The 20,905-nt window shown below is 69.4% G+C and carries 18 protein-coding genes and 1 tRNA gene; 10 read left to right on the forward strand and 9 right to left on the reverse strand.

Going from position 1 to position 20,905, the window contains the following annotated elements; all coding sequences use genetic code 11:
- Positions 1 to 23: 23 nt before the first annotated feature.
- The 4 genes from ABIC70_RS25820 to ABIC70_RS25835 form a co-directional block, all read right to left on the reverse strand.
- The gene (locus ABIC70_RS25820; protein WP_354441846.1) at positions 24 to 1,613 is read right to left on the reverse strand and encodes an OpgD/OpgG family glucan biosynthesis protein; all 1,590 of its coding nucleotides are present in this window, start codon (positions 1,611 to 1,613) and stop codon (positions 24 to 26) included.
- Positions 1,614 to 1,701: 88 nt separating this feature from the next.
- Positions 1,702 to 2,367, reverse strand: coding sequence for an SCO family protein (locus ABIC70_RS25825; protein WP_354441848.1), 666 nt, complete (start codon positions 2,365 to 2,367; stop codon positions 1,702 to 1,704).
- Between the two features lie 254 nt (positions 2,368 to 2,621).
- Positions 2,622 to 4,193, reverse strand: a complete 1,572-nt coding sequence (locus ABIC70_RS25830) for a putative bifunctional diguanylate cyclase/phosphodiesterase (RefSeq protein WP_053610277.1) — start codon at positions 4,191 to 4,193, stop codon at positions 2,622 to 2,624.
- A 255-nt stretch (positions 4,194 to 4,448) separates the two neighbouring features.
- Positions 4,449 to 4,880, reverse strand: a complete 432-nt coding sequence (locus ABIC70_RS25835; RefSeq protein WP_354441850.1) for a helix-turn-helix domain-containing protein — start codon at positions 4,878 to 4,880, stop codon at positions 4,449 to 4,451.
- A gap of 560 nt (positions 4,881 to 5,440) precedes the next feature.
- Here ABIC70_RS25835 and ABIC70_RS25840 point away from each other — a divergent pair.
- The gene (locus ABIC70_RS25840) at positions 5,441 to 5,587 is read left to right on the forward strand and encodes a hypothetical protein (protein WP_158498454.1); all 147 of its coding nucleotides are present in this window, start codon (positions 5,441 to 5,443) and stop codon (positions 5,585 to 5,587) included.
- Positions 5,588 to 6,103: 516 nt separating this feature from the next.
- Here the strand turns inward: ABIC70_RS25840 and ABIC70_RS25845 are convergent.
- Positions 6,104 to 6,180: transfer RNA gene (locus tag ABIC70_RS25845), tRNA-Pro, on the reverse strand.
- 152 nt (positions 6,181 to 6,332) lie between these two features.
- Between ABIC70_RS25845 and ABIC70_RS25850 the strand changes: the two genes are divergently transcribed.
- The 9 genes from ABIC70_RS25850 (at position 6,333) to ABIC70_RS25890 (ending at position 17,032) form a co-directional block, all read left to right on the forward strand.
- Complete coding sequence (locus ABIC70_RS25850) at positions 6,333 to 7,613, forward strand: glycosyltransferase family 4 protein (protein WP_354441853.1); 1,281 nt, start codon at positions 6,333 to 6,335, stop codon at positions 7,611 to 7,613.
- Positions 7,614 to 7,751: 138 nt separating this feature from the next.
- Positions 7,752 to 8,072 (forward strand): rhodanese-like domain-containing protein, encoded by a 321-nt coding sequence (locus ABIC70_RS25855; RefSeq protein ID WP_354441855.1) that lies wholly within the window; start codon positions 7,752 to 7,754, stop codon positions 8,070 to 8,072.
- 145 nt (positions 8,073 to 8,217) lie between these two features.
- Entirely contained in the window at positions 8,218 to 9,372 is a 1,155-nt protein-coding gene (locus ABIC70_RS25860) for an efflux RND transporter periplasmic adaptor subunit (RefSeq protein ID WP_043380594.1), read from the forward strand.
- A gap of 107 nt (positions 9,373 to 9,479) precedes the next feature.
- On the forward strand, positions 9,480 to 12,677 hold the full coding sequence (locus ABIC70_RS25865; protein WP_043380596.1) for an efflux RND transporter permease subunit: 3,198 nt from the start codon (positions 9,480 to 9,482) through the stop codon (positions 12,675 to 12,677).
- Between the two features lie 106 nt (positions 12,678 to 12,783).
- Positions 12,784 to 13,302, forward strand: a complete 519-nt coding sequence (locus tag ABIC70_RS25870; protein WP_287091475.1) for a hypothetical protein — start codon at positions 12,784 to 12,786, stop codon at positions 13,300 to 13,302.
- Positions 13,303 to 13,376: 74 nt separating this feature from the next.
- Positions 13,377 to 14,156 (forward strand): lysophospholipid acyltransferase family protein, encoded by a 780-nt coding sequence (locus ABIC70_RS25875; protein ID WP_043353151.1) that lies wholly within the window; start codon positions 13,377 to 13,379, stop codon positions 14,154 to 14,156.
- 132 nt (positions 14,157 to 14,288) lie between these two features.
- Complete coding sequence (locus ABIC70_RS25880; RefSeq protein WP_043380600.1) at positions 14,289 to 14,735, forward strand: hypothetical protein; 447 nt, start codon at positions 14,289 to 14,291, stop codon at positions 14,733 to 14,735.
- Positions 14,736 to 14,872: 137 nt separating this feature from the next.
- On the forward strand, positions 14,873 to 15,979 hold the full coding sequence (locus tag ABIC70_RS25885; RefSeq protein ID WP_053610273.1) for a DUF2125 domain-containing protein: 1,107 nt from the start codon (positions 14,873 to 14,875) through the stop codon (positions 15,977 to 15,979).
- Between the two features lie 393 nt (positions 15,980 to 16,372).
- Entirely contained in the window at positions 16,373 to 17,032 is a 660-nt protein-coding gene (locus ABIC70_RS25890; RefSeq protein ID WP_274927219.1) for a phosphoribosylanthranilate isomerase, read from the forward strand.
- Positions 17,033 to 17,065: 33 nt separating this feature from the next.
- Here ABIC70_RS25890 and ABIC70_RS25895 read toward each other — a convergent pair whose 3' ends face one another.
- From ABIC70_RS25895 to rpsA, 4 genes are all read right to left on the reverse strand, one after another.
- Entirely contained in the window at positions 17,066 to 17,434 is a 369-nt protein-coding gene (locus tag ABIC70_RS25895; protein WP_043351022.1) for a LapA family protein, read from the reverse strand.
- Positions 17,435 to 17,452: 18 nt separating this feature from the next.
- On the reverse strand, positions 17,453 to 17,764 hold the full coding sequence (locus ABIC70_RS25900) for an integration host factor subunit beta (RefSeq protein ID WP_043351019.1): 312 nt from the start codon (positions 17,762 to 17,764) through the stop codon (positions 17,453 to 17,455).
- Positions 17,765 to 17,814: 50 nt separating this feature from the next.
- Positions 17,815 to 18,777 carry a signal peptide peptidase SppA gene (gene sppA / locus ABIC70_RS25905; protein ID WP_354441860.1) on the reverse strand — a complete coding sequence of 321 codons (963 nt, stop codon included), beginning with the start codon at positions 18,775 to 18,777 and terminating at the stop codon, positions 17,815 to 17,817.
- Positions 18,778 to 19,120: 343 nt separating this feature from the next.
- Positions 19,121 to 20,833, reverse strand: a complete 1,713-nt coding sequence (gene rpsA / locus ABIC70_RS25910; RefSeq protein ID WP_043351014.1) for a 30S ribosomal protein S1 — start codon at positions 20,831 to 20,833, stop codon at positions 19,121 to 19,123.
- Positions 20,834 to 20,905: the final 72 nt, after the last annotated feature.

The raw sequence follows: 20,905 nt of genomic DNA on the forward strand, positions 1-20,905 counted from the left end.
ATCCCGCATCCGCCGCGCCCGGCTCACAGCACCGTGCCGGGCGCCTGCGGGTCGTACCGGTAGGCCCAGGTTTCGGAGAGCAGCCGGTCTCCGGACTTGAGCTGCAGACGCATCTCCACGGGCTCCAAGCCCTCGGCATAGACCTTGAAGAAGACCCGCCAGGGGCTCGGCTTGCCGTAGGGCGCCCAGGTGGCGCCGACCTCCTCGGCGCTGCCGCGCGACAGGGTCAACGCCACCGTGGCCGTCTCGGGATTGAGGCCCGACAGGGCCGCACCCGCGAATTCCAGCACGAATTGCCGCACGAGATTGGCGCGGCCCGGGCGCCGGTCCCCGTCCGCGAGCCACGCGGCCTTGGTGGCCCGTGTGGCGACGCAGCGGGCGAGATCGGTGGCGACCGGTTCCTCCACGGTCCAGCGCAGCCGGTAGGCGAAGCTGCGGTCGGATCCGGCCTGAGGCGGGTCGTCCGGCACCCAGAGGGCGACGATGTTGTCGTCGGTTTCCTGATGGGTCGGGATCTCCACGAGCTGGACGCTGCCCCGGCCCCAGTCGCCCTGCGGCTCGACCCAGATGTCGGGCCTGTTCTCCTCGAAGCCGTCGTCGATGTAATTCTCGTACGCGCGGTCGCGCTGGAGCAGGCCGAAGCCCTTCGGAGCGCGGTCCGCGAAGGCGCTGACGCTGAGGCGGTGCGGGTTGTTGAGCGGCCGCCAGATCAGCTCGCCGGCCCCGGTCTGCATCAGCAGACCGTCGGAATCATGCACCTCGGGCCGCCAGTCGCTCGCGAGGAAGCGGCTCATGCCCTCCGAGTACCAGAGCATCGAGGTCAGGGGCGCCATGCCGAACCGCTCCACCGACTTGCGCATGTAGACCGTACAGGCGACGTCGATGACGACATGCGGCTCCTTCCGGGCGACGAAGCGGTAGGCGCCCGTCAAGCTCGGACCTTCGAGGAGCGCCAGCACGGTCACGGCGCCGTCCGCGGCCGGGCTCACGTAGAAGCGCGTGAAGACCGGGAATTCCTCGGTTCTGCCCGGTGCCGGCGCGGTGTCGATGGCGATGCCCCGGGCCGAGGCGCCGTACTGCGCGCCGTCTCCGGCGGCGCGGAAGTAGGAGGCCCCCAGAAAGGCCAGCCAGTCGCCGTCGTCGCCGGGCTGTCCGGCGGGCGCCTTCTGGAAGCGGAACCCCGCGAAGCCCGCCCCGTCCGGGACGTCCTTGGCCGGGTTGCCGGCCGGATAGGTGAACAGGTCGTGGGCGTAGAGCACCTCGCGCGCCTGTCCGCCCTCCAGGGCATAGACCTTCACGGGGTGGCGGAAGAAGTTGCCGAGGTGGAAGAACGTCACCGGGTACGGGCTCTCGGCGAACAGCGCGTGGCCCGGCGGGTAGCGGATCTCCTGGAGCGGTCCGTAGGTCAGGGCGTCGAGGGCGGCCGAGGCCGGGGCTTCGGGCGGCGGCGCATAGGGCCGGTCCCGCAGCGTCCGGGCGAGAGCGTTCAGCCGGTCGAGATCCATGGGTTCCGGCGGCGCGAGGCGCGGCCCCCCGGAGGCGGCCCTGGCGAGGCCGGGGAACGGCGCGAGAGCGAGGAGCCCGATGGCAGTCAGGACGCGGCGCGTGATCAAGCTGGGGCCCCCGGATTCGGCCGGGCCTCGCGACCCGCGCCGCCCTCTAGCCACGCGGGCGCCACGGCGCAATTTCCCGGGCTGCAGCTCAGCTCCGCGGGCCGCAGCTGCCGGTGCTGCCGTCGGTGGCCCAGAGATTGGCGCCGCCCCCCGGCGGGCATTGGCCCGGCAGCGCCAGGGTGATCAGCTTGGCGAAGGCGCTGGCCTCGTCCTCGCCGTAGCCGATCTCGCCGACCATGCGGCCGGACTTGTCGAACAGCGCCACGGTGGCGGAATGCTCCATCGTGTAGTCGCCGTCCTTGGTCGGCACGCGCTTGTAGGCGACGTGATAGGCGTCGGCCATGCGGGCGACCTGCTCGGGCGTGCCGACGAAGCCGCGGATGCGCGGATCGAAGGAGGCGAGATAGTCCCGCAGGGTGTCGGGCGTGTCGCGCTCCGGGTCCAGGGTGACGAAGACGACGTTGAGGCGATCCGCATCGCGGCCCATCCGGCCGAGGGCGGTCGACAGGGTGGCGAGCGTCGTCGGGCAGACATCCGGGCAGTGGGTGAAGCCGAAGAACAGGACGGCCGGTTTGCCGCGGAGGTCGGCCTCGGTCACCGGGCGGCCCTCGAGATCCGCCATCGTGAACGGGCCGCCCACCTTTCGGGGATGGCTGAACCGCGAGCCCTGCTGCAGGACGATCGCCCCGGTTCCGGTGGCGACCACGGCGACGAGGGCGGCGGAGGCGATGAGTGCGAGGGGGCTCGGTGCCATGCTGTGACCTGCGACGGCGCGTCGATGCTGCCCATATGGGGTTCGTGTCGACCGGCGTGAGGCCGCGGCGCGCCGTGCCGCGCCAGTCTTACGTCCGGGCCGAGCCGGTTGGCCAGGCTCCGGTCGGCCACCCGGAGCGGCGCGAGGCCGCGCGTCGCAGGGGCCGGAGCGCCGCCCCGAAACTTGTCCGTCCCGCGGACCACCCGCACGGGCCAGCCGACGGGAGGCCGCGACGCTCGGACGGCCAACTGCCCTTACGAGGCCTGCGCCAGAGGCCGAAGCGGGAGCGCGGATTGCGCGGTGGCGAGGATCTCGTCCATCTCGGATTTCGGCATGGCGTGACCGAACAGGTAGCCCTGGCCGAATTGGCAGCCCTGGTCGGACAGCCAGTCGAAACTCGCGTCCGTCTCGATCCCCTCGGCGGTGGTGGAGAGGCCGAGGCTCGCCCCGAGCTTGATGATGGCATCGACCAGCTTGGCCCGCTCGTCGCTCATCGTGATCGCGTCGACGTAGCTGCGGTCGATCTTCAGCTTGTCGAACTTCAATTCACGCAGGTGGTACAGGCTCGAATAGCCGGTGCCGAAATCGTCCAGCGCGATGCGCACCCCGAGCTCACGCAGCGACAGCAGGGTCATCCGGGTCGCTTCCAGGTCCTGGATCAGGGCGCTCTCGGTGATCTCGACTTCGAGGCGCTGCGGTGGGAAGCCGGTCTCGGTCAGGATCCCCAGGATCCGCTGGGCGAGCCACGCGTCTTGGAACTGCTGCGGAGCGATGTTGACCGCCAGGATCAGGTGGGGCGGCCAAGCCCGGGCATCCAGGCAGGCGCGACGGATCAGGTTGTAGCTGAGATCGCCGATCATCCCGGTCTCCTCCGCCACCGGGATGAACTCGCTGGGGGCGACCAGTCCGCGCGTCGGATGGCGCCAGCGCGCCAGCACCTCGACGCCGACGATCTCCCGCTCGGGCAAGGACACCACCGGCTGGTAGAAGGGTTCGATCGCCCCGGTCTCGATGGCGCTGCGGAGTTCCGTCTCCATGCGGGCCCGGGCCCGCAGCTCCGCGTCCATGGCGCTGCGGAAGAACCGGAATTTGCCGCGCCCGTCCTTCTTGCCCTGGTACATCGCGAGGTCGGCCGCATGCAGCACCGCGTCGGCATCCCCATGGTCGGCCGATACCGCGGCGACCCCGACCGTCGCGCCGACCTTGAGGTCGTTCTGGTTCCACGTCACCGGCTCGGCGATCCGCGCGATGACAGTCTGGGCGAGGCGCCTCAGCCCCTCGCTCTCGTAGCGCAGCGGGACCAGCATGGCGAATTCGTCGCCGCCCAGCCGAGCCGCGAGGCCGCCCGGCGGGACGAGCTGCTGGAGACGCTCGGCCACGGCGCACAGGACGGCGTTGCCCGCAGCATGGCCGTAGAGATCGTTGACCGGCTTGAACCGGTCGAGATCGATCAGCAGCACCGCCGAATCCCCGGTAGCCGAGGCATGCGCGCGCTCCACGGCATCGATGAAGCGGCGACGGTTCGCGAGGCCCGTCAGCCCGTCATGTCGAGCGATCGCTTCGGCCTGCGCGGCGGCGGCGGCGCGTTCGAGCATCAGCCGGCGGAGGATGATCGACTTGCGGATGCTGGCGCCGCATTGGGCGACGCCCATGCAGGCGGCCAGCAGCAGGAGGTCGGTGAGGTTGTAGGCGGCAACGAGACCGTTGAGGTAGTCGAAGGTCCCGAGGGTGACGCCGACGAACCAGATCCCGACGCCGATGACGAGCAGGCACAGGGTCTCGTAAAGCTCGCCGCGACCCCACGTGGTCGGCGTCTCGATCGGCATGTTCTGGACCCGGTTCCCGAAACGATCTTGAAGCATGCTGTCCGCTAAGGCGGCGTAAATGTCATGTCCAATGCGGTCGGCTATTTACATCGTTGCGCACGAAGGTCTTGGTTTAATTTGAATTAAGGCGCGTATCTCTATCGCGCCTGTCGAATCATGCCGTCGGCAGGGTCGCCGCCTTCTCTGGATCCCGCCGGCGGCCCGAACGGCGACCGTCCGGACGTTTCGCCGGTTCGGGGTGCCGGACCGGCGCCCTCACTCCCGGGCCGCGGCTTCCGCGCGCTGCGCACTCGCGCGGCTCTCCTGAAGGGCGGCGGCCGCCTTGACGATCGACAGGATGCCGCTGCGGGTCGTCTCGTCGGGGATGCTGGTGAAGGCCAGGACCAGTTCGAGCACCTTCGGATCATCGAACAGGGCCGCAGGTCCGGCCTTATCCCGTCCGCTCTCCTGCAGATCGGCGAAGAAGGTATCCACCGGCACCCTCAGCAGGTCGGCGATGGCCTGGAGACGGCCGGCACCGATGCGGTTGCGGCCCTTCTCGTACTTCTGAACCTGCTGGAAGCTGACGCCGATCGCTTGGCCGAGATTCGTCTGGCTCAGCCCCTGCGCCACCCGGAGCGCCGCGATGCGTCCGCCGATCGTGCGGTCGGCGTCGGTGGCGGATTTGGGCTTCGGGGAGGATGACATGGATGAGAGCTTTCGGCGTGGTGGATTGATCGCGAGTTAACTCGCCGTGGAGGCGAAAAACACAACCGAGAAATGCTTAGTGCACCAACAAGTTGCGCGTGCCAAGTCTGCGTGGGACGCATACCTTGGCCATTGGCCGGGCGCGGCTGGGCCATTCGTCGCGCGCACGCCGCGTTGTCGGCTCCGATGAATAGCGGTTCAGATCAGCCTCGAAACGCTATCGACCGAGACTCTGAGTCTATTCGGGCGACGATTTAGCGGAAATCGGAAGCGATAAAGAGTACTGAGATGTTGAATTGCGTAGGACCGGGCTGATCAGGCGCGGAAACTGCCGGCGACGTAACCGGGATGGTGCCGGCCGTGCCGTCTCAGGACTTTAATGGTGTCGCAGGAGGATCATGAGCCCGCTGAAGCCGCGCTCAAGGACCGTGCCGGTGTCGGGATTTTCCCTATGTGGCGGGGTGAACACTTTAAATTTGAGATAAAGAAATCTATGAAATGATGTATTCATTGACCGACCCCAGCGGTAGGTTCGCCGTCCATTCACAGCGCCCGCGTCGATGACCGACTCTCTGACCACCCTCTCGGAGACTGCCGATTCCGTCCTCCGGGCCGATGCGATGGCCGAGATCTCGGCCCTGCGCGCCCATATCCGGCGAATCCTGCGCAAGCTCGCTGCGGCCAAGTCGACGCGGCGGATCGGCTGAGTGCGTCCCGGGTGCCCGCCTGGGCGCCGGCGCGTGCGCCCTGCGACCCTCTGCCTCAACCCTGCAGGCGGGGCGCGGAGGCTGACCGGAGCGGGGATGTCGCGTCGCGACCCTCACGGCTCGCGGCCCGTTGAATCCGGGCCTCCCAACCCGTGACGAGGGTTCGGTCGTGCGGCCCGGCGGTCACCGGGATAAACAATCCTCGGTTGAGCAGATGTTTAAGCGTCCGTTTACCCTGCGGCTCGAGAGTTCCGAACTCAGTCGGAGCTTAATGAGCAGCCATGCTTGATGTCGCCTTCTGGTGGTGTGTAGCCGTGGCGATGACCGGATCGGTCGGCCTGGTCGGCATTGCCCTCGTCGCCGGACGCCCAGACCGATCGCAGCCGCGCGGCGTTCCGCTCTCTCGGAGCGAGCCGCTCGTCCTGCGTCACTTCGGTCGGGCTTGATGGAGGGAGCCTGCGGGCACGGCGGCCGCTACAGAAAGTCCGCGACCGGCTGAGCGTCGCAGAAGAAAAATGGTCGGAGTGGCCGGACTTGAACCGACGACCCCCTGTCCCCCAGACAGGTGCGCTACCGGGCTGCGCTACACTCCGACGCCGCTTAGGCTCGCGGCTCTTAGCCTCCGCGCAGCGCCCGCGCAACCCCTTCCGGCATCCGGGTTCCGCGCCGCGAGGCCGGCAGATGCTGGCACTTGCGGATCAGGACCGCTACGGGGAGCCCCCGCCCCGACGATTGCCAGAGGATCATGACGGACCGACCGATCGCCTTCGATCTCACGCGCCTCGTCACGCGCCTGCGTCACGCCAGCCCGTCCGGGATCGACCGCGTCGACCTCGCCTACGCTCGCGCCTTCCTCGGCTCGGCCGAGACAGGTGTCGGCGTCGTCTCCACAGCCGTCGGACCGCGCATCCTCGATCGCGCGCAGGCTCTGGAGATCGTCGAGGCGGTGGCGGCCGGCTGGGTCGAGGACCGGGACGCCGCCTCGGACCCGGTCTATCGGCGGCTCGCCGCCCTCTGCGGGGATCCGGCCGCGGGACCGGCATCCCTCTCGGAGACGCCGGCCAACACCGCCGACCGGCGGCGGATCCAGGCGCGGAAGACGCTCGACATCGCCCTGCGCGGCCGGTCGGTCGCCACGCTGCCCCGGGATGCGCTCTACCTCCACACGTCGCATCTGCGCCTCAACGATCCGCGGCGGTTCGACTGGCTCTACACGCGGCGGGACGTGCGGGCCGCCTTCTTCGTCCACGATCTGATCCCGATCACCCATCCCGAATACGGCCGGTCCGGCGAGGCCGACCGCCACCGGGCGCGCCTGCGCACGATCGGCCGGCACGCCGCCGCGATCCTGGTGAATTCGGAGGATACCGGCCGGCGCACCCTCGCGCATCTCGCCGCCGAGGGGTTCGGCCGGCCGCCGGTGGCCGTGGGCCATCTCGGGGTCGAGCCCGCCTTCGGGCGCACGGGACCGCGGTTCAGGCCGGACCGGCCGACCTTCCTGGTCTGCGGCACCATCGAATCGCGCAAGAACCACCTGCTGCTGTTCCAGATCTGGCGGCACTTGGCCGAGCGGCACGGGGCTGCCACACCCCGGCTCATCGTCGTCGGGCGCCGGGGCTGGGAGGCCGAGAGCGCGATCGACATGCTCGAACGCTGCCCTGGCGTGCAGGCCCATGTCATCGAGGCGTCGGGATTGTCCACGCACGGGCTGGCCGCGCTGATGCGCAGCTGCACGGGATTGCTGATGCCGTCCTTCACGGAGGGCTACGGCATCCCCGTGGTCGAGGCCGCGGCTTCGGGTCTGCCGGTCATCGCCTCCGACATCCCCGTCCATCGAGAGATCGCCGACGGGTTCGCCCTGTTCCGCGACCCTCTGGACGGGCCGGGCTGGATCGAAGCGATCGAGGCGCTTGCGCAGCCCGCCGCGTCCCTGCGCGCCGAACTGGCGGGACGTCTGAACGGATATCGACCGCCGGACTGGCCCGCGCATTTCGCCGCCGTGACCCCCACCCTGGCCATGCTCTGACCGAGCCGTTCCGGTTTGATGTCCGGTCGCGCCGCCTGCGCGCCCGGCCGCACAAGTTGCGCCGCTCGGGTCTGACGAATAAGGAAAAGCGTCAGTCAACCAGCCTGGCCGAGAGCGGGCGGAACGGAGATCCTGCCGATGCGGGTGGTCGACCTCGATCGCGACACGGTCAAGCGCGGGCTCAGCGACGGCTCGATGCTGATCATCGATGTGCGTGAGCCGCACGAATTCGAGGCCGGGCACATCCCCGGTTCCGTCTCGCATCCCCTCTCCAGCTTCGATCCGCAGGCGGTGGCGGATCTCGTGGCCGCCGATGGCCGGCGCGCGGTCTTCTCGTGCGGCTCGGGCGTCCGCTCGATCCACGCGCTGATGGCCGCGCAGAATGCCGGACTCGATCTCGCCGAACACTACAAAGGCGGGTTCAAGGACTGGTACAGCGCAGGTGAGACGATCGCCTGACCTGCGGATTCAATCCGGTACACGAGACCGTGATGTGCGCTCGCGCACAAGCAACAGCGTGGCGCGCGGGTTAGGCCGCACCCGCGGCGGAACAATCGTCAAGCTCGGCGCGACCGCACGGTCAGCCAACGGACAGCAGGACCCGATGCGCAGCCGGCTTCCCAGCCTTCTCACCCTCTTGTCAGCCCTCGTCGCGGGTCTCGCGGCAGGTCCCCTCACCCCGGCGGCCCGCGCCCAGGCGCCGGGCGGGCCGCCGCCGAAGGTCACCGTGGCCAAGCCCGTGGTGCGCCAGATCGTCGAGCAGGACCAGTATACCGGTCGCTTCGACGCGATCGATTACGTCGAGGTCCGGGCCCGCGTCACCGGATATCTCGAGAAGATCAACTTCGTCGACGGCCAGACGGTGAAGAAGGGGGATGTGCTGTTCGTCATCGACCGGCGCCCCTACAAGGCGGCCCTGGAGCAGGCCCAGGCCGCGCTGGCCTCGGCCAAGGCGCGCCAGTCCTTCTCGCAGACGGATCTCGAGCGCGCGCAGACCCTGTCCCGCAGCGGCAACATCTCCGAACAGGTGACCGACCAGCGCCGGCAGGCCTCCCAGACGGCCCAGGCCGACGTCGACAGCGCGCAGGCCGCCCTCAACAACGCCCAGCTGAACTACGATTTCAGCGAGGTGAAGGCGCCCATCAACGGCCGCATCAGCCGGCGCCTCGTGACCGAGGGCAACATCGTCAGCGCCGACCAGACGATGCTGACCACGATCGTCTCGCTCGATCCGATTTATTTCAGCTACACGGTCGATGAGAAGGCGTTCCTCAAGTACCAGAACAGCCTCGGCATCGGGATGGGCCAGACCCAGCAGGGCAAGGGCGTGCCGATCCTGATCTCGCTGTCCGGCGAGGCGAAGCCGACCCGCAAGGGCACCCTCGACTTCGTCGACAACCGCGTCGACAACGCCACCGGCACGATCCTGCTGCGCGCCACCGTCCCGAACGCGGACCTGTTCATCAAGCCCGGCCTGTTCGGCATCGTCGCGATGCCGGCGACGAAGCCCTTCCAGGGCGTGCTGGTCCCCGACGAGGCGGTTGCCGCCAACCAGGACAAGCGCATCGTCTACGTGGTGGGGCCCGAGAACGTCATCCAGCAGAAGGATGTCGTGCTGGGACCGAAGGTCGACGGCTACCGGGTGATCCAGTCGGGGCTGAAGGGCGACGAGACCATCGTGGTCAACGGCCTCGCCCGGGTCCGGCCGGGGGCGAAGGTCACGCCCGAGACCGTCGAGTTGCCGCCGAGCAAGACCTGAGCCCGCGCGGCTCGTCACGAATGCCTTCGTGCGCGCCCCAGGGTGCGCCCCGCACCGACGACGCAGGGCCCCGTCCGGGAGACCGGCGGGCCTCAGAGGTTTGACCGATGCGTTTCGCCCATTTCTTCGTCGACAGGCCGATCTTCGCGTCCGTCACGTCGATCGTGTTCCTGATCCTCGGCTTCGTGGCCTACGAGAGCCTCCCGGTCTCGCAGTATCCCGAGATCGTGCCGCCGACCGTGACGGTGCGTGCCTCCTATCCGGGCGCCAATGCCGAGACCGTGGCCGCCACGATCGCGACGCCGATCGAGCAGGAGGTCAACGGCGTCGACAACATGCTCTACATGACGTCGTTGTCGACCAACGACGGCAACATGCTGCTGACCGTGACCTTCAAGGTCGGCACCAACCTCGATATCGCCAACGTGCTGGTGCAGAACCGGCTCTCGGTGGCGCAGCCGCGCCTGCCGCCGGACGTGCGCAACCTCGGCGTCACGGTGCGCAAGGCCTCCCCCGACCTGATGCTGGTCGTGCACCTGCTCTCGCCGAACAAGACCTACGACCAGAACTACCTCGCCAACTACATCTACCTGAACATCCGCGACGAGCTGCTGCGCCTCGACGGCGTCGGCGACATCACGATCTTCGGCGGCAACGAGTATGCCGAGCGCATCTGGGTCGATCCCAACAAGCTCGCCGCCTACGGCCTGTCTGTCACCGACGTCACCACGGCCCTGCAGGAGCAGAATGTCCAGGTGGCGGCCGGCCAACTCAACGGTCCGCCCGCGGCCAAGAGCGAGGCGTTCCAGCTCGTCGTTCAGTCGCAGGCGCGGTTCAAGACGCCCGAGCAGTTCGCCGAGGTGATCATCAAGGCGCAGGACGGGCGCCTCGTCCGGGTGAAGGACATCGCCCGCGTCGAGATGGGCCAGAAGGACTACACGACCAACTCGTTCCTCAACGACACGCCCGCGGTGGGCATCGGCGCCTTCCAGCGGCCGGGCACGAACGCCCTGGACGCGGCGGCGTCGGTCAAGAAGGTGATGGAGGAGGTCAAGAAGAAATTCCCGCCGGACGTCGAGTACCGCATCGCCTACAACCCGACGGAGTTCATCGAGGAATCGATCCACGAGGTCTACAAGACCCTGTTCGAGGCCGTCGGCCTCGTCGTCATCGTGGTGCTGGTCTTCCTCCAGAGCTGGCGCACCGCGCTGATTCCGGTGATCGCGATTCCCGTGTCGCTGATCGGCACCTTCGCGGCGATGGCGGCCTTCGGCTTCTCGCTGAACAACCTGACCCTGTTCGGGCTGGTTCTCGCCATCGGCATCGTGGTCGACGACGCCATCGTGGTGGTGGAGAACGTCGAGCGCAACATGGCCGAGGGCCTGTCGCCGGGGGACGCCGCCCACAAGACCATGGACGAGGTCGGCGGCGCGGTCATCGCCATCGCGCTGGTGCTCGCCGCGGTGTTCGTGCCCACGGCGTTCATCCCGGGCATCTCGGGCCAGTTCTACAAGCAGTTCGCGCTGACCATCGCGGCCTCGACGCTGATCTCGGCCTTCAACTCGCTGACCCTGTCGCCGGCGCTCTGCAAGCTGCTGCTGGTCCCGCATCATGCGCGCAAGGAGCCGAAATTCTTCCTGACGCGGTTCGTGAACTGGCTGGCGAACGGCTTCAACCGCGCCTTCGACGCGACGTCGAACGCCTACGGCCGGACGATCCGCGTCCTGACCGGCGGCATCGTCGGCCTGGGCGTGATGCTGCTAGTCTATGCGGCCGTGATCGCCGGGACGCTCCATCTGGCGCAGACGACGCCCACGGGCTTCATCCCGGACCAGGACCAGGGTTACCTGATCGGCGTCGTCCAGCTCCCGTCCGGCTCGTCCCTCGACCGCACCACGGAGGTGTGTCTGCGCGCCGCCAAGCAGGCCCGGACCGTCGACGGCGTGGCCAACGCGGTGATCATCGCGGGCTTCGACGGCGCGACCTTCACCAACACGACCAATGCCGGCGTGATGTTCCTGACCCTCAAGGGGGCGAAGGAGCGCGCGGAGGTCGGTCGAAGCGCGGCCGTCATCACCGGCGACGTGCTGAAGGCCACCTCGGACATCCAGGAGGCGCGGGTCATCGTGATCCCGCCGCCGCCCGTCCGCGGCCTCGGCAACGGCGGCGGCTTCAAGATGCAGATCGAGAGCCGCCAGTCGTCGGATATCGGCCCCCTCATGGCCGCGGCCGGCGAGGTGATCGCTCAGGCCAACCAGAGCGCGGACGTGCAGCGCGTCTTCACGACCTTCGACAACTCGACGCCGCAGCTGTTCCTCGACATCGACCGCACCATCGCCCGGATGCTGAACGTGCCGCTGGCGAACGTGTTCTCGTCGGTCCAGGCGGATCTCGGCGGCACCTACGTCAACGACTTCAACACGCTGGGCCGGATCTATCAGGTGCGCCTGCAGGGCGACGCGGCGTTCCGCACCTCGGTGCAGGACATCTCACAGATCAAGGTGCGCTCCTCCACCGGCGCGCTGGTGCCCATGGGCACCCTCGCCTCGGTGCGGGACGTGACCGGTCCGCAGATCGTGCAGCGGTTCAACCTCTACTACTCGGTCCCGGTCCAGGGCGTGGCCAAGCCGGGCGTCTCGACCGGTCAGGCGCTGACCGCCATGGAGGAGATCGCCAAGAAGGCTTTGCCCGACGGCTACTCCTACGACTGGACCGAGATCGCCTACCAGCAGAAGGCCGCGAGTGGCACCGCGGGCGCGGTCTTCGCCCTCGGCGTGCTGCTGGTCTTCCTCGTCCTCGCCGCGCAGTACGAATCCTGGGCGCTGCCGCTGGCGATCCTGCTGGTGGTGCCGACCGGGGTGCTGGCGGCGCTCGCGGGCGTGCAGTTCCGCGGCCAGGACAACAACATCCTGACCCAGATCGGCCTGATCGTGCTCATCGGCCTCGCGGCGAAGAACGCGATCCTGATCGTCGAGTTCGCCCACGACATCGAGCAGCGGGAGCATCGCGGCCCGGTGGAGGCGGCGGTGGAAGCCTGTCGCCTGCGCCTGCGCCCGATCCTGATGACCGCCTTCGCGTTCATCCTGGGCACCCTGCCGCTGGTGATCGCCACCGGCCCCGGCGCCGAGATGCGTCAGGCGCTCGGCACGGCGGTGTTCTTCGGGATGATCGGCGCGACCTTCTTCGGCCTGTTCCTCACGCCGGTCTTCTACGTGGTGATCCGCCACTTCTCGCTCTGGATCGGGCGGTTCCGGAAGAAGCACACCCACGGTGATTCCGGCGGCGCCGCGCCCGCGCACGGCTGACGGGCACACTCTCGGCTGCCGTATCCTGGAAGCCGCGCCGGATCCGCGAGGATCGGGCGCGGCTTTCGCGCGACGGGCGGGCGCGCCCGGTGTAGAGGCTGGCGCCATGCACGCCCTCGGTCGCCTCATTCTCGGGGCCTTCGCCCTCCTGCTCGCTGTTCCGGCGGGCTTCGCGGTTCTCGTCCTGGCACTGCTCGTCGATCCGGCCGCGCAGGCCTGGCTGAGCGGCGGGGCGCTCGCCGGCCTCGACATGGCCCTGTCGGACCTCTCGGCCGGGCTCCCGCCGGAGGGACTCGCCCTGTTCGTCGCCGGCCTCGCCAAGGCGCTGTTCGTGCTGCTGTTCGTGCCCCCGGCCCTGATCGGTCTCGGCGGGGAGATCCTCGGATGTCGCGGCCTCCTGTGGTACGGCGCCGGCTGCGGCCTGCTCACCGCCGCCCTCCCCTGGCTGACGCGCGGCGCGCTCCGGTCCGGCGGGGCAACCCGGGATGCCGCCCTCCTCGCCGGCGAGGTGCGCCTGACGCTGATCCTGTTCGTGGTCGGTGCAAGTGCGGGCTTGGTCTATTGGCTGGTCGCGGGGCGCGGCGCCGGGCGCATCCGCGAGGCCGACCTCTCCGAGGATGCCTGACGGCTCCCGGCGACGTCGCCCTTGGCCGCGGACACGCGGGCGCGCTACAGGAGGCCGCTACGACACGGTATCCGATGCTCGCCCTGCGCTCCCTCGCCTTCAACATCTGCTTCTACGCCGTCACGGCGGTCCTGGCGGTCGCCGGCCTGCCCATGCTGGTCTCCGGCCGGTCGGTTCTGCGGCTGGCCCGCGCCTGGGGGCGGATCACCCTGTGGCTGCTGCGCGTCGTCGCCGGAACGCGGGTCGAGTTCCGTGGGCTGGAGAACATCCCGACGGGTCCCCTGCTGGTGGCGGCCAAGCACCAGTCGGCCCTTGAGACCCTGGCCCTCTGCACGGTGCTGCCGAACTTCGCCTACGTCCTGAAGAAGGAGCTGCTGCTGATCCCCCTGATCGGCTGGTATCTGTCGCGCAGCGGCATGGTGGCGATCGACCGGTCCAAGGGCACCCGGGCCATGAGCCTGATGAATGCCGCGGCCGGTGCGGCGATCCAGGACGGGCGCCAGCTCATCATCTTTCCCGAGGGCACCCGCCGGCCGGTCGGCGCGCCGCCCGCCTACAAGCAGGGGCTCTCGCATCTCTACACCGCCCTGAAGGTCCCCTGCCTGCCCGTCGCGCTGAACACCGGCCTGTTCTGGTCGCGCAACAGCCTCGTGCGCCGGCCGGGCACGGCGGTGATCGAATTCCTGCCGCCCATCCCGCCCGGCCTGCCCCGCCAGGAGTTCCAGGCGCTGGTCCAGGACCGGCTCGAGACGGCCTCGAACGCCCTCGTCGACGGTGGCCTCGCAGGCTGCGCGGCAGACGGCCACGCCGTACCGGCGGACGAGGCACCGGCCGTGGCCGCGCCGCGCCGCTGAGCCCCGCGCAACCGCCGCGTTCCGTCCCGAGGGGCGCTGAGCCAGCTTGTGGATAACGGGTATCGTCGCCACATCTGCCCTTGGGAACGTCGCGCTTGACGCCTGTGGATATCGCGCGTTAGGTTGGAACAAATGGCGAACAGAAGAGCCCTGTCCTGGTCGGCCGCGCTCCGCGACCTGAAGGACGATCGCACCCGGAGGCAGGACGTGCGTGAAGAACGCCTCAAGACGACCGCAGGTCTGCGCGGCTCGCCCGCGCTTCCCCTTTCGGCCTGGCGCGGCCGTTCCGGCCGCCGCTACGTGGTCGGGGTTCATCCGGCCGGGGGCTTCGACCTCGACGAGATGGCCCAGGCCGTGGTGATCGCCGTCCGCCGGGACAATGCGGGCATCGCCGAAATGGTCTCGGTGGCCAGCTCCAGCGAGAGTCCGCGCGATCATCTGCGGCGGACTTGGCTCGACCGTGTCCGCCGCCGGGGGGCCACCGAGATGCACGTGCATCGCCTGGCCGAGAACGACGTCGAGCGGGTGGCGATCGTCGAGGATCTGCAGGTCGACACCGTCGAGCCGGCGCAGGTCTGACCGGAAACGCGACGCGCGCGGACGGATCACGTCCGCAGCGGTCGACCCGGGGCGGCGCTGCCCCAGTTTCGCCCCTTGCATGGCCTCAAGGCGAGGCCGCGATGTCCCTGCGGGGATCGGGTCGGGGAGCGGAGCGCATGGTGCAGGATCGGACGCGGCCGGAGGGTGCCGACCAGACAGCCCCGGTGGGGCGCGCGCGGCGATCCCGGCTCGGGCTGTTCCTGCCCTACATCCTCCTCGCCCTCGTGGTGGCGGGCTGGTCGGCCGGCTGGCTGTGGATGCGTGAGCGCGCGGCCGCCGAGATCGACGGCTGGATCGCCCGGGAGGCGTCGGCCGGGCGCACCTGGACCTGTGCGGACCGCTCGCTCGGCGGCTACCCGTTCCGGCTCGAGCTGCGCTGCAGCGCCGTCACGCTCGACCGTGCCGACGGACGCTTCCGGCTGGGACCGAGCACCGCGGTGGCGCAGATCTATCAGCCGCGCCTCGTCGTGTTCGAGAGCGCCGGTCCGTTCCATGTCGAGCAGGGCGCGCTGACCGGAGACGCGTCCTGGTCCGCGCTCCAGGGCAGTTTCCACGGCGCCGCGGATGGCTTCACCCGCGCCTCTCTGGTCGTCGACAATCCCGATGTCACCGTGAAGGGGGCAGAGCCCGGTCCGATCGCGGTTGCGGGCCGGCACCTCGAACTGCACGCCCGGCCGAGCCCCGGCCGTTTCGATTCCGACGGCGCGGTGGATCTCAGCCTGCGCCTGAATCAGGCGGCGGTGCCTCAACTCGACGCCCTTACCGGAACACGGGATCCGGTCGATCTGGCCCTTGATGCGAGCCTGACGCAGGCCACTGTGTTGCGGACCGGGACGGTGGCGCGCGAGCTGGAGCGCTGGCGCCAAGCCGGCGGCAACCTGGACCTGACGGCCCTGTCGCTGGCCAAGGGCGCACAGCGCGTTCAGGCGAAGGGCACCCTCGCCCTCGATGCCGCGCACCGCCCCGCGGGCCAGATCGACCTGCGGGCGGCCGGCGTCGACGCGCTGGTCGGCAGCATCGTCGGCCAGCGCTTCGGCTCGGATCGGGGCGCGCTGGTCGGCCAGCTGGTCGGCGGCCTGCTGGGGCTGGCCCAGCGTCCGAACCCGGACGCGCCGGCCGACGCGACACCCCTCAAGGCGCTCCCACCCCTGCGGCTCGTCGACGGGAAGGTGGTCTTCAGCGGATTTCCGATCCCCAACGTCTTCGTGCCGGCGTTGTATTAGGCGGCTCTCGGTCTGAGGGGGCCTCTGAAACGCCCGGAGAGGCGCGTGGTCGGCACAAGACAATGCAACGCGCCTTGCCGCCTGTCCGGGCTCATGGCCGCGCGCATCGGACACCCTGGCTCACTATCGATGTCCTGCGCCGTCAGGCCGGGGCGTTGCCGGCGAGACCGGAATGGAAAGGCGCTCGTGGTGCAGGATCTCGTGGTGCAGGATCTCGCGGCCTCGGCGCGTCGGGATCCCAGGCGCCGCGGCGCGGCTACGGGATGACCGCGCAGCGCGACAGCACGTGTCGCCCTGCGCGCGATGCCTGGTGCGTCGGCTTGGGCGCGGATTGCAGCAACGGGCCTGTCGCACGGGCCTGCTCGGCGACGCCGGATCGGCTATAGGAGGCCCATGGCCTCATCCGCGTCCCCGACCCGTATCAAGATCTGCGGGCTCAGCACCGAAGCGACTCTGACCGCCGCTCTGGACGCCGGGGCGGACTGGATCGGGCTCGTCCACTTCCCGCGCAGTCCTCGGCACGTGGCGCTGGAGCAAGCGGCCGCCCTGTCGGCCCTCGCCCGCGGGCGGGCCGAGCGGGTGATCCTGCTGGTCGATCCGGACGACGCTCTGCTCGCCGCGGCCGTCGCGGCGGTGGATCCGGATCTCATCCAGCTCCATGGGCGCGAGAGCCCGGAGCGCGTCGCGGCGATCCGCGCCCGCGCTGGCCGGCCGGTGATGAAGGCCCTCGGCATCGCCACGTCCGCGGATCTCGCCGTCCTGCCGGCCTATGCCGCGGTCGCCGACCGGATCCTGCTGGATGCCAAGGCGCCGCCGGATGCGGCCCTGCCGGGCGGCAACGGCCGATGCTTCGACTGGGAGATCCTGCGCGGCGCCGCGCTTCCGGAGGGCACCATGCTGTCGGGCGGCCTCGATGCCGGCAACGTCGCCGATGCCATCGCCCGCACGGCACTGGGCGCCGTCGATGTCTCGTCCGGGGTCGAGACGGCGCCGGGGGTGAAGGATCCGGCGAAGATCGCGGCCTTCGTGGCGGCCGCGCGGCGGGCGCGCTGAGGTTTCCGCCTCAGCGCCGCGAACGGGAACCGCTCAGCGCGGCGCGGGCAGCGCGGTCCGGCCCGTATTCGGGACCGTATAGGTGCCCGCGGTCTCGCTCTCGGGCGCATAGGTGCGCAGCCGGGTCGCCTCGCGCTCGTACCGGACGGCCTCGCGGCGATGGTAGCGCGCCCGGGCGCGGGTCTTGCCCTGGCCGAGCCACGTGAAGATGCCGCCCACCACGATGCCGAGGGCCACGGCGCCGAACAGGATCGCGTAGAGCGGAAGAGCGACGCTGAAGACCGGCGCGTCCGCGTTGAACGGATCGAAGGAGAGCTGCACCGGCGCGCGGTTGGCCACCGCCAGCAGGATCACCAAGGCGGCGATCGGCAGCAGCACGAGGCTCTTCAGGAAACGGATCATCGCGCTCACAGGTCCTTCCTACTCGGCGGCCGAGGCATTCTCGCCGATCCCGGCGGCGTTGAGGCGCTGGCGCATCTCCTTGCCGGTCTTGAACACGGGGATTGCCTTCTCGGACACGGCAACGGCGGCACCCGTGCGCGGGTTGCGTCCCCGACGCGCCTCCCGGCGCTTCACCGAGAAGGCCCCGAAGCCACGCAGTTCCACCCGGTCGCCGCGGGCCAGCGCATCGGAAATGGTGTCGAGAATCGCGTTGACTAGGATCTCCACGTCACGCTGGTAGAGATGCGGGTTCTGCTCGGCGATCCTGAGGACGAGCTCCGACTTGATCATGGCGTGGAATCTTCTCGCGGGATCGGGGCGGGCTGCGCGGTGGCGGTGGTTCAGGGTTCCGGACGCCAGAGGGCGAGCATCCCACTCCGGGCGGCCTGTGCCTCGGCCCCCACGGACCGAAGGCGCGCCGCGAGGCCGTCCAGGCCCAGGAGGTCGGCGCCGATTCCGGCCGCGGACCACAGGGTGAACCGGCTCTCCGTCGCGGGCTTCCAATCCTTGATCGGCAGGTTCGTCTGGACGCCGCGGGCGCTCTCCAGCCACGCCACCGCCTGACGCTCGCCGCCGAGCTCGTCGACCAGCTTCAGCGGGATACTCTGGCGACCGCTGAACACCCGGCCGTCGGACACGGCGCCGAGTTGCGCCGGATCCATGCCCCGGCGCTCCGCGACGAGGCCCTTGAACCACGCATAGGTGTCGCCGACGACGGAGGCCAGGGCGGCGCGCGCCTCCGGCGAGGTCGGTGTGAAGCCCGACGGCTCGGCCTTGAGCGGCGACGACTTCACGGACTCGACCTTGACGCCGACCTTGTCCAAGAGCCCCGAGAAATCGGGATACTGGAACAGCACGCCGATCGATCCGACCAGGCTGGTCTCACGCGCGACGATGTGATCGGCCGCGATGGCCGTGATGTAGGCCCCGGACGCGGCCGTGCCGTCCACGAAGGCGACGATCGGCTTCTTGGCGGCGAGCGTCCGGAGGTTGCGGAAGATCTCCTCCGACCCCGTGGTCGTGCCGCCGGGCGAGTTGATCGAGACGATCACGCCCTTCACCGCATCCGAGTCCCCCACCCGCTTCATCAGCTTGGCGGTGGCCTCGCTCCCGGCGATGAAGCCGGAGACGGAGATGCGGGCGATCTGCGGCTGCACCGCGAATGCGCCTTCGACGCCCGTCCGCGCCCGATAGCCCAGGGCACCGACCGCCACGATGAGGCCGCCGACGCCGAGCACGCGCCAGAGGGACAACCTGCGACGCAGGCGCCGCCGGTCAATCAGCAGTTCGGCATCGGCTGCCATGCTGTCGCTTCCCCTAAAGCCCCCCGGCCGGCCCCCTCGACGGGATGCGGGCGCATCGCGCTCGCGCCGGGCAAGTCCTTGGTTTCCTTCGGCTCGCTCGGTCCGCGCCGGGCGAGGCCGGTGTTCTAGAGCATTTTCCGCAGGCGTGGATACGGGGCGCGCGAAGAAAATGACCGGGTGGCCCGTCCCTGTCGTTCCGGACGGGGCGACCCCGCCGGCGCTCCGCCATCGTCAACCTTGAATTGCTGGGCGCAAAAAAGAACCCGCGCAGGACGTCGGTCCTGCGCGGGTGTCGAAGCCAGGGATCCACCGCCCGGACGGGCCGGGCGGCGGGGTCGGCGTCTTACTCGTCGTCGGAGCGCTTCTTGTTGAAGGCGGCGCCGAGGATGTCGCCGAGCGAGGCGCCTGAATCGGCGGAGCCGAACTGGGCCATGGCCTCCTTCTCCTCGGCGACCTCGAGGGCCTTGATCGAGACCTGCACGCGGCGGGCCTTCCGGTCGAACTGGACGACGCGGGCGTCGAACTTCTCGCCGGCGGCGAAGCGCTCGGGACGCTGGTCGCCGCGGTCGCGGGCCAGCTCGGCGCGGCGGATGAAGGTCTGCATGTCGGTGTCGACGATCTTCACCTCGACGCCGGCATCCTTCACCTCGACGACCTCGCAGGTGACGATCTGGCCCTTCTTGATCTCGCCGGCCTCGGCGAAGGGGTCACCGCCGAGCTGCTTCACGCCCAGGGAGATCCGCTCCTTCTCGACGTCGACGTCGAGAACCTGAGCGCGGACCATGTCGCCCTTCTTGAACTCCTCGATGACCTGCTCGCCGGGACGGTTCCAGTCGAGATCCGACAGGTGGACCATGCCGTCGACGTCGCCCTCGAGGCCGATGAACAGGCCGAACTCGGTCTTGTTCTTGACCTCGCCCTCGACCTCGGAACCGACCGGGTGCTTCTCGGCGAAGGCCTCCCAGGGGTTCTGCAGGGTCTGCTTGAGGCCCAAGCTGATGCGGCGCTTGACCGGATCGACCTCCAGGATCTGCACCTCGACCTCCTGGGAGGTGGAGACGATCTTGCCCGGATGGACGTTCTTCTTGGTCCAGCTCATCTCGGAGACGTGGATCAGGCCCTCGATCCCCGGCTCCAGCTCCACGAAGGCGCCGTAGTCGGTGATGTTGGTCACGCGGCCCTTGAGCTTGGCGCCCTCCGGGTAGCGGGCGGCGATGCCCTCCCACGGATCGGCGAGGAGCTGCTTGATGCCGAGCGAGATGCGGTGCGTCTCGTGGTTGATCTTGATGATCTTCACCTTGACCGTCTGGCCGATGGTCACGACCTCGGACGGATGGTTCACGCGGCGCCACGCCATGTCGGTGACGTGCAGCAGGCCGTCGATCCCGCCGAGATCGACGAAGGCGCCGTACTCGGTGATGTTCTTGACGACGCCGTCGATGACCTGACCTTCCTCAAGGTTGGCCACCAGCTCTGAGCGCTGCTCGGCGCGGCTCTCCTCGAGGACGGTCCGGCGCGACACGACGATGTTGCCGCGGCGGCGATCCATCTTGAGGATCTGGAACGGCTGCGGGGTGCCCAGCAGCGGGGTGACGTCGCGGACCGGGCGGATATCGACCTGCGAGCGCGGCAGGAACGCCACGGCGCCGTCGAGGTCGACGGTGTAGCCGCCCTTGACCTGGTTGAAGATCGTGCCGGTGACGCGGTCGTTGTTCTCGAACGACTTCTCGAGCTTGACCCAGCTCTCCTCGCGGCGGGCCTTGTCGCGCGAGATGACGGCTTCGCCCAGCGCGTTCTCGATCCGGTCGACGTAGACCTCGACTTCGTCGCCGACCTTCAGCTCGCCCTCGCGGCCGGGACCGGTGAATTCCTTCAGCGCGACACGGCCTTCCGTCTTGGCGCCGATGTCGATGACGGCCACGTCCTTCTCGATCGCGACGACGCGACCCTTGACGACGGAGCCTTCGGTGATCTCGTGTTCGAGGAAGCTCTCCTCGAGGAGGGCTGCGAAATCCTCGCGGCTCGGGCCACGCCCCAGAGCGGTACCTGCGGTCATTCTGTCTCCTGAACGGCCTCCATCGGAGGCCCGTTGCGTCGGCGGCTCGCGTTGCAGGCGCCCCCGTTCGCC

The sequence above is a fragment of the Methylobacterium sp. 1973 genome, from assembly GCF_040545035.1.
GTDB lineage: Bacteria > Pseudomonadota > Alphaproteobacteria > Rhizobiales > Beijerinckiaceae > Methylobacterium > Methylobacterium fujisawaense.

Bases quoted from the DNA above. Each gene is read 5' to 3' on its own strand.
- ABIC70_RS25860 (WP_043380594.1), top strand. From the start codon at position 8,218: ATGCGCAGCCGGCTTCCCAGCCTTCTCACCCTCTTGTCAGCCCTCGTC.
- ABIC70_RS25885 (WP_053610273.1), top strand. From the start codon at position 14,873: ATGGTGCAGGATCGGACGCGGCCGGAGGGTGCCGACCAGACAGCCCCG.
- ABIC70_RS25850 (WP_354441853.1), top strand. From the start codon at position 6,333: ATGACGGACCGACCGATCGCCTTCGATCTCACGCGCCTCGTCACGCGC.
- ABIC70_RS25900 (WP_043351019.1), bottom strand. From the start codon at position 17,764: ATGATCAAGTCGGAGCTCGTCCTCAGGATCGCCGAGCAGAACCCGCAT.
- ABIC70_RS25875 (WP_043353151.1), top strand. From the start codon at position 13,377: ATGCTCGCCCTGCGCTCCCTCGCCTTCAACATCTGCTTCTACGCCGTC.
- sppA (WP_354441860.1), bottom strand. From the start codon at position 18,777: ATGGCAGCCGATGCCGAACTGCTGATTGACCGGCGGCGCCTGCGTCGC.
- ABIC70_RS25870 (WP_287091475.1), top strand. From the start codon at position 12,784: ATGCACGCCCTCGGTCGCCTCATTCTCGGGGCCTTCGCCCTCCTGCTC.
- ABIC70_RS25895 (WP_043351022.1), bottom strand. From the start codon at position 17,434: ATGATCCGTTTCCTGAAGAGCCTCGTGCTGCTGCCGATCGCCGCCTTG.
- ABIC70_RS25825 (WP_354441848.1), bottom strand. From the start codon at position 2,367: ATGGCACCGAGCCCCCTCGCACTCATCGCCTCCGCCGCCCTCGTCGCC.
- ABIC70_RS25830 (WP_053610277.1), bottom strand. From the start codon at position 4,193: ATGCCGATCGAGACGCCGACCACGTGGGGTCGCGGCGAGCTTTACGAG.
- rpsA (WP_043351014.1), bottom strand. From the start codon at position 20,833: ATGACCGCAGGTACCGCTCTGGGGCGTGGCCCGAGCCGCGAGGATTTC.
- ABIC70_RS25880 (WP_043380600.1), top strand. From the start codon at position 14,289: ATGGCGAACAGAAGAGCCCTGTCCTGGTCGGCCGCGCTCCGCGACCTG.
- ABIC70_RS25835 (WP_354441850.1), bottom strand. From the start codon at position 4,880: ATGTCATCCTCCCCGAAGCCCAAATCCGCCACCGACGCCGACCGCACG.
- ABIC70_RS25865 (WP_043380596.1), top strand. From the start codon at position 9,480: ATGCGTTTCGCCCATTTCTTCGTCGACAGGCCGATCTTCGCGTCCGTC.
- ABIC70_RS25890 (WP_274927219.1), top strand. From the start codon at position 16,373: ATGGCCTCATCCGCGTCCCCGACCCGTATCAAGATCTGCGGGCTCAGC.
- ABIC70_RS25855 (WP_354441855.1), top strand. From the start codon at position 7,752: ATGCGGGTGGTCGACCTCGATCGCGACACGGTCAAGCGCGGGCTCAGC.
- ABIC70_RS25840 (WP_158498454.1), top strand. From the start codon at position 5,441: ATGACCGACTCTCTGACCACCCTCTCGGAGACTGCCGATTCCGTCCTC.